Here is an 11,725-nt window from a genome sequence, read left to right on the forward strand (position 1 = left end):
GCAATCGCTAAGATTTGCTTTTGCCTTTTTCAAAGATATCAATCACCGTAGACATCATTTTCATTAAGCTGTCCCAGCCCTCATCAGTAGAAATGTCGATGCCGTTGAAGGTCGGCGATTGTTTCGCTCTCAGTGCCAGATAATTGGATGCCGCATGAATAATAAACAGCAAGGCGATATGGTCTTCATCCTGTAAGGGCGTGGCCGAGGTAAAAATCTCTTCGTGGGTTTTGCCAATTTGATTGCGTACATACTCAGCAATTTTGCTGAGCTTGTTATTGGGTTGTAGTTCTTCCGCAAAAATTTGTTGTGCCAGCCAGTTGTCTTTAATCATGGTGGCGTAATTAATATGTACGGCTTTAAGTTGCTGCTGAATTGATTGTTGCTGAAACTCTGCCATGGGCGAGCCGATAATCTCTTCAACGTCAGGGATGAAGTGGCTTTGTGCTACCCAGGCATCGGCTAAACCTTCCAGCCCACCAAAATATTCATAAATAAGTCCTTTGCCGACCCCGGCTTCTTTGACGATAGCGTTAACACCGACATGAGCAATGCCGTCCCGTTTCAGCACTCTTTCAAAGGCTTTGAGGATTTTAGCTTCTGTGGCCGCGCGTTTTAACGGCCCTTTGCCTAGTTTTTTGTCTTTGGTGGTAGTCATTAGATCCAGTCTGGCAAAAATAGCCGCTATTTATACCCTATGGGAGTAAAAACCCAAAACCTGTGTTCATGAAATGTGAATTAATACTACTAACTATAGAAAATATGACCGCAAGGTCAATTTTTTATTGAACCCCCGGTAAAAATGCACTATCTTTTGCTTGGTATATTTGACCAAGTGGTCAGTTTTACTATGCTTTATCTTAAGATCGCTGTCGCTGAAGGCTTGGATGGGTTGCTGTTGGATGGATAAATAAAGGTCCGGTGCCGCGTTCTAGTATGTACTTATCAAAGTGTGGGTCTATCAATAACCAAGGGGAACATCATGTTTAAACGCTCCAACCTATCGTGGGGAATTAAGAGTGCATTGGCTGCTGCGGCAGTGACTGCAATGAATACACCTGCCTTTGCGCAGAATGATATTAATTTAGCTATAGAAGAAATTATTGTTACTGCCCGTAAAACGGAAGAGAACATGCAGACCATTCCTATGGCGATGGATGCGATCTCTACGACGACTATTCAGGAAAAGGGTGTAAGCAATATCGAAGATGTTGCCCAACTGTCAGCCAGCTTAGTGTTTGATACCGGCTTAATGCCTAATGATACCCGTCCGGTTATTCGCGGTGTGTCATCTACGCGCGGTCGCGCCAATGTGGCGACGCTGATTGATGATGTCGATATTACCAGTGAAGCACTGACCACCGGTGGTGGCGGTATTACTGCCAACCTGCGGTTAATGGACCTAGAGCGTGTTGAAATTGTGAAAGGACCGCAGAGTGTCCTGTACGGCCGCAGCGCATTTACTGGTGCGGTAAATTATGTGACCAAAAAACCAGAAGAAGAATTTTCTGGTGTCGTCGATGTGAATCTTGACGAACACGGTACTCAGGAAGCCAAGTTAAGTGTCACCGGCGCATTGACTGAGACTATTTCGGCGCGTGCTACGGTTTCTTCATGGGAAACCGATGGCTGGTATGAAAACCCAAACACCGGTGGTGATTTGGGTGATGGCGATAGCACCGGTATTAGCTTGTCTGTGCAGTGGGCGCCTACCGATGAGTTCACCGCATTGGTATCAGGTACATACAGTGATGAGCATTACGGGTTGCGGCCCATAGTGAATTTACCAGCTATTGATATAACCCAGTCAGGGATGTTTGGTACCGGTGTGGTTAATCCCGGCAATGAGTCGCTACCCGTATTGACGGGTAATGCTACTGCTGATGCCGGCATCGCTGCGTACTGTGCTTCCGATTTTGCCGCTTCTGCACCTTATGCTCATTTGTTCGATCCATCAGGTAACACGCCCGCATGTATTCCTCAGGCAGTAGGGAAAGTGGATGCCAGCGAGAGTCAGTTGGATTTGAGTCCAGATACTCGCACCGGTAAAGATTTCAAAGGAACGGATGTTGAATCCACACGTTTGGCGTTAGATTTACGTTGGGAATTTGAAGATTATGAATTTCGTTCTATTACTGGCTATACCGAAAACACGAGCAAAACTGAAAATGATTTTGATCAAAATAACTATGATCAAACCGACTGGTTTGGCCAGGGCGCTTTTGGATTTTCGGCCATGGGTAATATCGAGCATGACGTCGAGCAAATCAGTCAGGAATTTCGTTTCTTGGGTACTGCGGGAGATTTCGATTATTTCTTAAGTGCTCTTTACTGGGACGAAAAAATGAAAACCGATGAGGGCAGTAAGTTTTGGGCGAGACAGGGCTCGGTAGTAGATCCTTCGCAAGACTTTTTCGTACGCGGCCCTGACTTTACTATCGATACCATCAACTTGGATCGTGAAACTGAACACAAATCGATTGCCGGGTCTTTGACTTACAACCTGGAAGATTGGAGCTTCACTGTTGAAGGGCGCTACTTGGAAGAAGATATTGACTACAAGGGCAATAACTATGATCTAGGTGCTTATACATCAACGGGTGGAGAGGCTTGTGGCTTTGGTTTATTTGCACCATCACCCACGGACTTTGCAGTAGTGGGTGGATTATTTGATACCGTGTTCGGCTTCCCAACTAACCCCGATGCGACTTTGGAAAATGGTTGCGGCACTTCAGAAAATTCGGTGAGTGCCAACGAATTTGTGCCACGTGCCTCTGTGAATTATCAAATCAATCGGGATGCGATGGTTTACCTGACTTATGCCGAAGGCTTTAAACCAGGTGGTGTCGTGACGACTGATGCAAATGGTGAAGTGTCTCAAGGTGAATTTAAACCAGAATCGGTTGAGTCTTTAGAGCTGGGTTTCAAAACCGCTTGGATGGCCAATAGCTTGACCTTTAATGGCGCTATTTTTAATTACGATTACACCGATCAGCAAGTCAGTATCACTTCGCAAGAACCTGGTGAGCCGGCGCAATCGCAAGTTGTTAATGCTGGTGAAAGCACCATCTTCGGTTATGAATTTGATCTGGCTTGGCAGGCTACTGAAGCGTTGTCGATGAGCATGGGCTATGTATACGCTGACTCTGAGTATGACAACTACAACCTTACTGAAATCGCTGCATCAGGCGGCTTGGCGGGTACTGCGGTGCTGTCTGATGCCAACCTGGCTTTAGCGGGTAACTCGGAAGGTGATTTCTCAGGTAAGCAGATGGCGCTGTCTGCCAAACATGCGGCAACAGTCGTTATTCGTTATGAGCAGCCAGTATTGGACAATCTTTGGGCCATCGCAGAAGTGAACGGTTCTTATCAGTCCAAGCGTTTTGTGGATGACGGTAACAACGCTTACCTGCCCTCCCATCAGTTATGGAATGTTCAGCTAGGTGTCAATGGAGATAACTGGAAAGCAATACTGTATGTCGATAACGTATTAGATGATGACACTATTCGCAGTGGTTTAAATAATACTGATTACGGTAATTTTGTTGGCTTCCAGGAATTACCAAAAGCGTTGAGCTTGGTGTTACCACAGCCAAGAACTACTGGAGTTAGATTCTCCTATCTGTTCTAAACCAGTCCCACGCCATGTGATGTCAACTATCCTCACATGGATCTTTACCCCACCGCTATTTAACGATAGTGGTGGGGGTTTTTAACTCATTTCATCTAATCAAAAAATATTCTTAGGTAGTGTTTTTCGATTAGCTGTAAATAAAAAATTAAGTGTGTTTGAGGTTTTTATGTCGTCTGAAGTGAATCCATCGTTGAGTATTATCAATAATTCAAGCAATAATCTAATCAGTATCTTTCGCAAGCCCCCCGTGTTGGGTTTATTAATTATTGTGCTGATGTTTTGCGAAAAAATGTTGATGCATAGTTTTACAGTAATCACTTTATATGTTTTGCCGGAACCCTGGAAGTGGATTATCCCTGCTATTACCGGAGCGATAGGTATGTGGTTGGTGGTTCGTGGCATGGGCCGTGATGAGGTAAAAGGCTCGCTTTTAGGCTATACCGGTGGTTTTTTGATTTGGGTGTCCTGGATGGAATCCGCCATGCCGATTATTGGTCATGGTGCGAATATTCCGATGGTGCCGGCTGCTGATGGTGGTACACAAGGCGGCTTTCTTGGCGAGCATGTGTTTATGCAAGCATCGGGTGTGTTTTGTATCATGACATTGATATTCATAATGTTTAACAAAGATGTGCGCTGCCGGATGTTGTTATGGATTCGCCGCGCGTTGAGAATGGATGCCAGTGTATTAGGTAAGCCTACCCAAGGGTATCGTCCCAATGTGGCTCGCGTAGCGGCTTTTGAATATTTTTTCGTAACCTGGTTTATGTATGTATTAATGCTAGTCATCGTTGATCCCAGAACCTTTGGTTTGCATCATCCCGTGACCTACACCTTGTGTGCCTTGGTAGTGATTTGGGGTTTGTATTTAATGTATAAACAAACCCAACAGCGCGAAGTCGGCTTATCCATTCGTTATGGTATAGGCGCTACCGGGGTAGCCTGGTTTATACCCGAGTGCGCGCAATTCTATGGTGAGTTCTATGAGTTTTACTTGTATGCCAATAAGCATCCGGTAGCTATGACTATAGTGTTATTCCTGTTTATAGCCATTTTAAGATTATTGTGGTTAACGCCAATCAATGAAAAGACACAGCGATCTTTATAATCTAGTTTTGGTATAGGTTTTTATATGCGCTTAATGTTAGAAAGATAAAGGCTAACAGTAGTATGCAACAATATGTTCCAGAGTTTATGGAGTTGATATATGACTCTGTGGCTGATCCGCGTGGTTGGGAGACATTCTCACGTCGAATGATGGATGTATTGGATGCTGATTTTTGCCATACTTTAATTACAGATTTTGAAGACCCGTCGCATAATTACGGGATTCATATTGTGCAAGAAACCGGAAGCGTAAAATCTTATCAGAAAACTATATTTGATGAAGGCTTGGTAGAAAAAATTCTACAAAACCAATCAGAGATTGAATGCTTTAAGGGTAATGATTTTTTATCTCAAGCGGAAAAGTATGGAGGCTTAGGCCGAGATGTATTTATCGATGGTAATAAAAACACCAATTTCATGGTTTCCTTTATCAGGACTCGGCAGGACCCAGCATATTCAGTAGTTAATGTTTATGGTCGACGTGAAGGTAAAGAAAGTTATTCTCGAGAAGAATATGAGTTCTTAGCCGGATTGCTACCCCATATCAGAAGAGCTTATAGGCTGTCGGTTGATGTCAGTTACACCGAAGAGTTAAATGGATTTGTAGTCCGTTCTTTAAATCATATAGCTGCAGCAGTTTTTATTATTTCCCACCGTGGTGGCGTGGTGGCGATGAATGACGTGGCCGGGCGCTATATTGCGAATGGAGAATTTTTTGTGCAGGGAAACAAATTACTTGTTAATGCTGATGGTATAACTGAAGTGCTTAATAGTGCTCTGAGATCAATGGTCGAAGCAGAATCGCCCGAAGGTGAATATATTAAGTATGTTAATAATAGCGGTAAAAAGTTTTTTATTTCCTGCTTGCCTCATATGAATAAAAGCGGCGATGTTTCCAGGGAATGGCGCCTGAGTGATGGCGCTCAAAACCTTGTTTTTATTACTGATGAATCTACATCTATAGATTTGCCTTGGGATAAGTTAAAGTCCCTGTATGGCTTAACAGAATCTGAAGCAAAAGTTGTGGGGATGTTGGTGAATGGTAGTTCTACTGAAGATATAGCAACTGCACTATCAATAAATTCAAATTCTGTTCGTTATCATTTAAAAAATTGTTTTTCAAAAACGTATGTTAATAATCAAGCCGAACTAGTTGGCTTGATCCTCCGTACTTTAGGCAATCTCCCTCGTATAAATTGATATCTTTTTGATATTATATCGCCCATAAAAAACGCGCCCATAGGGCGCGTAAAGCGTGGGATAGAATTATGAAAACAAAAATTAACCGTTTTCAAATTCTGTTGCCTTTTAACTAAAAAGACAGCGTATATATAATCACAAAAATCCGAAATCAGTAATACCCATTTGGGTAGTGGTTATTAGTAATATTTTTTTGTGTAAAGCTTTAAGAAAAGACGCAGAAAACTTGTCATCCTATGTGCTCTTCATTTAATCATATCTTTGCCGAAAAACTTTACACTCGCGACGTTTGGGTCATTTTTTTATATATGACCATATGGTGAAAAAATAATTAACGCACTGCTCATATGGGTAGTAAATAAATAATTATTAATATTGAATGGGTAGTAATTTGATGGGTGTTTGTCATCGTGACAACAATAAATTGACGCAATAATCTTCGGCTTGGCCAATTCGACGGCAACTTTTACAGAGAAAATATTTTCGGTGTGCTCGTTAATGCTATAGAGCTATATCTTTTTCCTAGCTCTTTGTTACTAAAGGTTTTTTTTATTCTGGCACGTTGTTTGATATGTCCTTTTCACCGATGCATTTAGATTCATCGGAAATATTTCGTTTAACAATAATTTTAATCGATACGGAAAAAGCCAAACCAGTTGTGAGGCTGGGACGGAAAGCCAACGGATCTTCAAGCTAGTAGTTCTTTTCTAAAAAGAGCATCAAGGGAGCGATGTGATATTGGAAAGCGGAAAAGATGGCCGGGTCACCCTTTGAGTTAATAACCTCGAGGATATAACAATGAAAAAACAATTACTTTCGGCGGCAATTATCGCCGTTGCAGCGTCTAGTGCAAACGCAACACTTTATTACGCACAGGTACAAAATGTAGACATTTACAGCTCTGGCCAATTTGGTGTTGATACCATGTATGAATACAGCAAAATCGATGGTGATGGCGGCTTGGCAAGCAATCAGTTCGTGACTCCACCGCCGATTCCTGGTTTTTCAGCGTTTGCTCCAGGCAACATGGTATATGACAGTGATACAGGTGTTTTTGCCTGGACTGGCGACATCCACTTGGATGGCGGCGCAGCAGCTCATGAAGTGGTTTTGTCTGACGGTACTATCGATACTGCTAATATTCTAGGTCAGCCAAATGGTATCACTACCGGATCTGCTACATGTATTGACCTATCAACTTACGGCGCATGTGGTCCCTATGGCTGGAACTCTGGTTCCTGGAACTGGGCTGACCTTACTGTGACTGGAGCGGGTGTTGGTTCTATTTTTTCTCTTGGTGATAGCGCCGATTGGAATACGCTGGATGCAGACTTAGCTACTCGTGCAGCTGAGTTAGATGCATACGGTGTTGCGTTCAGCCCTGTTTCTGTATTGCAGGATTCAGGTTATCACTACCGCATGAATATTCAGCTTATGGCTATTGCTCCTCCTGAAGCGGCTATCTCTGCTGTGCCTGTACCTGCAGCAGCCTGGTTGTTTGGTTCAGCGCTATTAGGTCTTGCTGGTATTGGTCGTAAGCGTAAAGCTGCTTAATTGATGGTGTTTTCAGTTAACACACTTTAGGTGTGGATCAAGGGAAGTGGTCACTGTTACTAGTGGCCACTTTTTATATGTCTAGGGTTAAATCATGAAAAATCAATTTCTTGTGGCAGTAATGTTGTTTGCTGTCGCGCCTGTGGTTAATGCCACGCTTTACTATGCCAAGATTATCAATGTAGATATTTATAGTGCAGGTAATTTTGGTATGGATGCCGTCTACGAATATTCTACTGCGCCTGGCGGCGGCGGTGATCCTGATGGCGGTTTAGCGGGTGCACAATTTAAAACTCCTCTTCCTCCGATTCCCGGTGTTACCGCGTATGCCCCAGGCAATCTATTTTACAACGATGTGACAGGGGTTTTTACCTGGTCTAACGATCTTATTATGTTGGGTGGGGCCGCTGAGCATGATGTGGTGTTGTCTGATGGCACCATTGATACCAATACTATAGTTGGCCAGGACAATAGTGGTGATAGCTCAATTGGTACTAATAGCATTACTTCAGGTAGTGCAGTCTGTATTGATAATTCCAGCTATGGTGCATGTGGGCCAAGCGGTTGGAGTGCGTCTTCCTGGAGTTGGAATGACCTGACCGTCGTCGGCTCAGGAGTTGGTGCAATTTATAAATTTTCTGACACATCGGATTGGAATGATCTTGATGATCAGTTAGCGGTCCGTGCGCAGGAGCTTGCTGATTTTGGCGTTGCTTTTACTAATGCAACTGCTATGCAGGACTCAACTTACCATTATCGTATGAATATTGAAATAGTGGCAGTAGCAGTGCCGATTCCAGCAGCCGCGTGGTTGTTTGCTTCTGCTTTATTGGGTCTGGTTGGTATGGGGCGTCGCAGGGCAGCGAAATAAAAAATATCGCCAGCAAGTTAGCATTAAGAGGCTCATCCTTGATGCGCTATAAAAGAAATTTAAGCGGTACAGCTCCTGCGTAATTTTTTCCTCGTGGTGGTTATTACATACCGTTGTTCTCAATTAAATACGCTGTCAGTGTAATTTATTTGTTTTGTCATTTTGTCTTCAGGTGTAAAGAATGAAAGATGTTTATCAAAAGAATTTAATGGGTGGATTATTAACCCTGAGTTCTGTGTTAGTTGCCAGTGGGGTTTGCGCCCAATCAAATTATGCAATTGAAGAGGTTGTGGTAACCGCGCGCAAGGGCGCTGCTGAAGATATGCAGTCAGTGCCTTTAGCCATTAATGCGCTGTCCGCGCAGATGATTCAGGAGAAAGGCATTTCCGGGGTTGAGGATATCAGCCAAATGGTCTCAGGTTTAGTATTTGATTCCGGTTTATTACCTAATGATACCCGTCCTACTATTCGTGGCTTATCGACAACCCGCGGTCGAGCCAATGTGGCTACACTAATAGATTTTGTAGATGTTTCTAGCGAGGCGTTATCAACGGCTGGTGGTGGCATGACCGGAAATATGCGGCTCACTGATCTTGAGCGCGTAGAGGTGGTAAAAGGTCCTCAGTCCGTTCTTTATGGCCGTTCGGCATTTAGTGGCGCAATCAATTATATTACCAAACGACCATCGCTAGAATTTGAAGGCGCAGTAGATTTTGATGTCAGCAGTGTTGAAGATGATTTAAGTGAATGGAACGCGAATGAATTAAAATTGAGTTTAAGTGGCCCCATTAATGATGAGCTGGGCTATCGTATTAATCTGGCACGCTCTGAAGGAAACGGCGCTTACGACAACCCTAATACGGGTGGCGATCTGGGTACTGAAGATACTCTGGGTGCAGCTTTTGCATTATTGTTTGAGCCTAACGATATACTTTCTTCCTATACGCGCGTTGAATACAGTGATGAAGAATATGGCCCTAGGGCACAGGTTTTACGGAGAACTGTAGATCATACTCCCGCTCTGGGTGACTATTTTAATGACGGCACTGTTGCCGGAAGTGGCTTGGATACGGGTAGATCATCAAACCCGAATTTGACGGTTTATGATGGTCGTGCCGTTACCTACAATCAGGGGCAATTTTTTCAGCAGGGCGTAGAAAATAGAGCTAGCGCCTATTATGCGAATGATTTACCGCAGTCAGTTCAGGATGCTCTGGGGGTAGCCCCGGGCGATCCAATAGTTGATTGTAGCTTGTCGCAGGTTCCCTACCGTAATAGAAATGCAGCTGGTTTATTCCCCGGGTCTGCTGAAAAGCCAGGTGCCAATCAACTTTGTCGTCCGATGCTGGTGGGTGCACAGCACGCCGATGCGTCTGAGATAGATTTTTCTGCTGATCCACGTACGGGTCGTGATTTCCGTGGCACTGAATTAGAAAACCTTCGCTTGCATCAACAGTTTGATTTTAACTGGGATACTTTTCAATTCAGTTACATCGGTGCTTATACCCGCAATAAATCCAATATCCAGGAAGACTTTGATTTAACCGACTACTCACTTTACAGCGGCACGCTGATTGATGACGACGGCACTGCGCCAACCGGTATCAATTGTAATGGCGATGATCGAGCCGTAGCGGGTGACTGTATAGCGCAATACGGGTTTCAGACAGCTATGGATATGACCTATGACCTGGAGCAGGTTAATCATGAATTTCGATTTTCCGGACAGCAGCAATCATTTCAATGGACGGTTTCTGTACTTTATTGGGAAGAAGAATTAAATACAGAAATGGAGGATCGCTGGTGGTTGCGTGAGGGTGGTACGGACCTGGTGAATAGCGCCTTTGTAAACCCCGGCTTATTTCTTGGTGGTTTGCCTTATCTTGATGAAGATGCTGATCTGGTTAATGACAGTCGCGACTGTATGGGCGCTGATAGAGGTGACATTACCAAAGGTTGTTACGTCACAGCCGCCGATTACTTTAGTACTAGCCCGGTTACAGACTGGTTATCTCGCGAGACAGAACATATGTCGTTGGCGGCAATGTTTACCTATGACGTATCAGAAACATTAAGTGTCACTGTTGAAGGGCGTTATCTGCAAGAAGATATTATTTATGCAGGTAGTGGCTCTGAGTTACATGGTTTGTCTTCTGCGTTTGGCAACTGTGGTGGATTTATGTCTACTGCTATGGGTGCTTATGAAATAGATCCAAACGATGTTTATCCCTTTAATGGCAGTGGCAATGGGAGTACGGCTGAAGCATTACCCGATACGCAGCTTGCAGGAGCATTAAAACCGGATATTCATGGTGAGTGTGAGGCTCAGCGTAATGAATTGCCGACAGTGGAAGAGTTTGTGCCGCGTTTCAATATTACCTGGTACCCAAACGAAGATGTGATGATGTACTTCACTTATGCGGAAGGCTTTAAGCCTGGTGGAGTAGATACAACGAATGCATCCAGTTTGGTTCGCGATACGGATTTGGACAAGGATACTGAGTGGGCCGGCTACGACGTTGATGGTGATGGCATTATCGGTTCTGATTCAAATGTGGATTTTGATGATCGAATTGCCACCGGTTATGCTGAGTTTCAGCCTGAGTACGATCCGGAAAAGCTGAAAACTTATGAGGTGGGCGCTAAAACGACTTGGCTAGAGGGTCGGGTCGTTTTAAATCTGGCTGCTTTTTATTATGAATATACCGATCAGCAAACGTCTATTTTAGTTGAAAACGGTGCTGGTTTTCCTGCTCCTAAAATTGTCAATGCCGGTGAAACGATTGTTGAAGGCGCTGAATTTGATATTACGGCTCGTTTAACCGAGCGTCTGACCGCAACATTGGGCTACACCTATTCTGATGCCTACTACGAAGATTTCAACACCGCCAAAATAGCCGGCGGTCCTGCTTCCAGAAGCTCTATGGCGGATGCCGGCAATGTTGATGGAGATTACACCGGTAACAGAATGCCTTATTCCGCGCGTGATGCCATTACCTGGAGCTTGCGTTATGACACTGATTTTGAATCCGGGATGAGTAGCTTTGCCGAGTTGAATGGCAATTATCAATCGAAGCGATTTATGACGCCGGGTAATATTTCCTGGTTGCCACAATATCGGTTGGTTAATTTTATTTCGGGTATCGAAAGTGATACGTGGAGCGCGGTATTTTATATTAATAACTTAATGAATGACGATACGTTGCGTTCAGGTGTCACCAATACTGATTACGGCTTTGGCGCATCCTATGAGTTTGATTTGCCACAGGCAGCAAATTTAATACTGCCAACGCCGCGAACTTATGGTCTTCGTTTGGGGTATCGTTTCTAAAAAAATAATTCATGCCAGATTATTTGTT

The 11,725-nt window shown here is 43.9% G+C and carries 7 protein-coding genes and 1 riboswitch; of the genes, 6 read left to right on the forward strand and 1 reads right to left on the reverse strand.

The genetic code is table 11. From position 1 onward, the window contains the following. Nucleotides 1–7 precede the first annotated feature (7 nt). Nucleotides 8–658, reverse strand: coding sequence for a TetR/AcrR family transcriptional regulator (locus UNITIG_RS14165; protein ID WP_101758968.1), 651 nt, complete (start codon nucleotides 656–658; stop codon nucleotides 8–10). 324 nt (nucleotides 659–982) lie between these two features. On the opposite strand from UNITIG_RS14165, the gene UNITIG_RS14170 reads away from it, so the two are divergent. The 6 genes from UNITIG_RS14170 (at nucleotide 983) to UNITIG_RS14195 (ending at nucleotide 11,697) form a co-directional block, all read left to right on the forward strand. Then, nucleotides 983–3,631 carry a TonB-dependent receptor gene (locus UNITIG_RS14170; protein WP_101758969.1) on the forward strand — a complete coding sequence of 883 codons (2,649 nt, stop codon included), beginning with the start codon at nucleotides 983–985 and terminating at the stop codon, nucleotides 3,629–3,631. 169 nt (nucleotides 3,632–3,800) lie between these two features. Beyond that, complete coding sequence (locus tag UNITIG_RS14175) at nucleotides 3,801–4,742, forward strand: hypothetical protein (RefSeq protein WP_101758970.1); 942 nt, start codon at nucleotides 3,801–3,803, stop codon at nucleotides 4,740–4,742. Nucleotides 4,743–4,804: 62 nt separating this feature from the next. Next, complete coding sequence (locus tag UNITIG_RS14180) at nucleotides 4,805–5,941, forward strand: helix-turn-helix domain-containing protein (protein WP_101758971.1); 1,137 nt, start codon at nucleotides 4,805–4,807, stop codon at nucleotides 5,939–5,941. Nucleotides 5,942–6,577: 636 nt separating this feature from the next. Next, nucleotides 6,578–6,712: riboswitch (cyclic di-GMP riboswitch) on the forward strand. Between the two features lie 27 nt (nucleotides 6,713–6,739). Next, entirely contained in the window at nucleotides 6,740–7,495 is a 756-nt protein-coding gene (locus UNITIG_RS22870) for a VPLPA-CTERM sorting domain-containing protein (RefSeq protein WP_145999177.1), read from the forward strand. Between the two features lie 94 nt (nucleotides 7,496–7,589). After that, a complete protein-coding gene (locus UNITIG_RS23610; RefSeq protein WP_200821295.1) occupies nucleotides 7,590–8,366 on the forward strand; it encodes a hypothetical protein in 777 nt (258 codons plus the stop codon). A gap of 181 nt (nucleotides 8,367–8,547) precedes the next feature. After that, the gene (locus UNITIG_RS14195; protein WP_101758972.1) at nucleotides 8,548–11,697 is read left to right on the forward strand and encodes a TonB-dependent receptor; all 3,150 of its coding nucleotides are present in this window, start codon (nucleotides 8,548–8,550) and stop codon (nucleotides 11,695–11,697) included. The last annotated feature ends 28 nt before the right edge of the window (nucleotides 11,698–11,725 follow it).

Origin of the sequence: Oceanicoccus sp. KOV_DT_Chl (assembly GCF_900120175.1) — a bacterium.
GTDB lineage: Bacteria > Pseudomonadota > Gammaproteobacteria > Pseudomonadales > Dasaniaceae > Oceanicoccus.

Bases quoted from the DNA above. Each gene is read 5' to 3' on its own strand.
- UNITIG_RS23610 (WP_200821295.1), top strand. From the start codon at position 7,590: ATGAAAAATCAATTTCTTGTGGCAGTAATGTTGTTTGCTGTCGCGCCT.
- UNITIG_RS14195 (WP_101758972.1), top strand. From the start codon at position 8,548: ATGAAAGATGTTTATCAAAAGAATTTAATGGGTGGATTATTAACCCTG.
- UNITIG_RS14165 (WP_101758968.1), bottom strand. From the start codon at position 658: ATGACTACCACCAAAGACAAAAAACTAGGCAAAGGGCCGTTAAAACGC.
- UNITIG_RS22870 (WP_145999177.1), top strand. From the start codon at position 6,740: ATGAAAAAACAATTACTTTCGGCGGCAATTATCGCCGTTGCAGCGTCT.
- UNITIG_RS14175 (WP_101758970.1), top strand. From the start codon at position 3,801: ATGTCGTCTGAAGTGAATCCATCGTTGAGTATTATCAATAATTCAAGC.
- UNITIG_RS14170 (WP_101758969.1), top strand. From the start codon at position 983: ATGTTTAAACGCTCCAACCTATCGTGGGGAATTAAGAGTGCATTGGCT.
- UNITIG_RS14180 (WP_101758971.1), top strand. From the start codon at position 4,805: ATGCAACAATATGTTCCAGAGTTTATGGAGTTGATATATGACTCTGTG.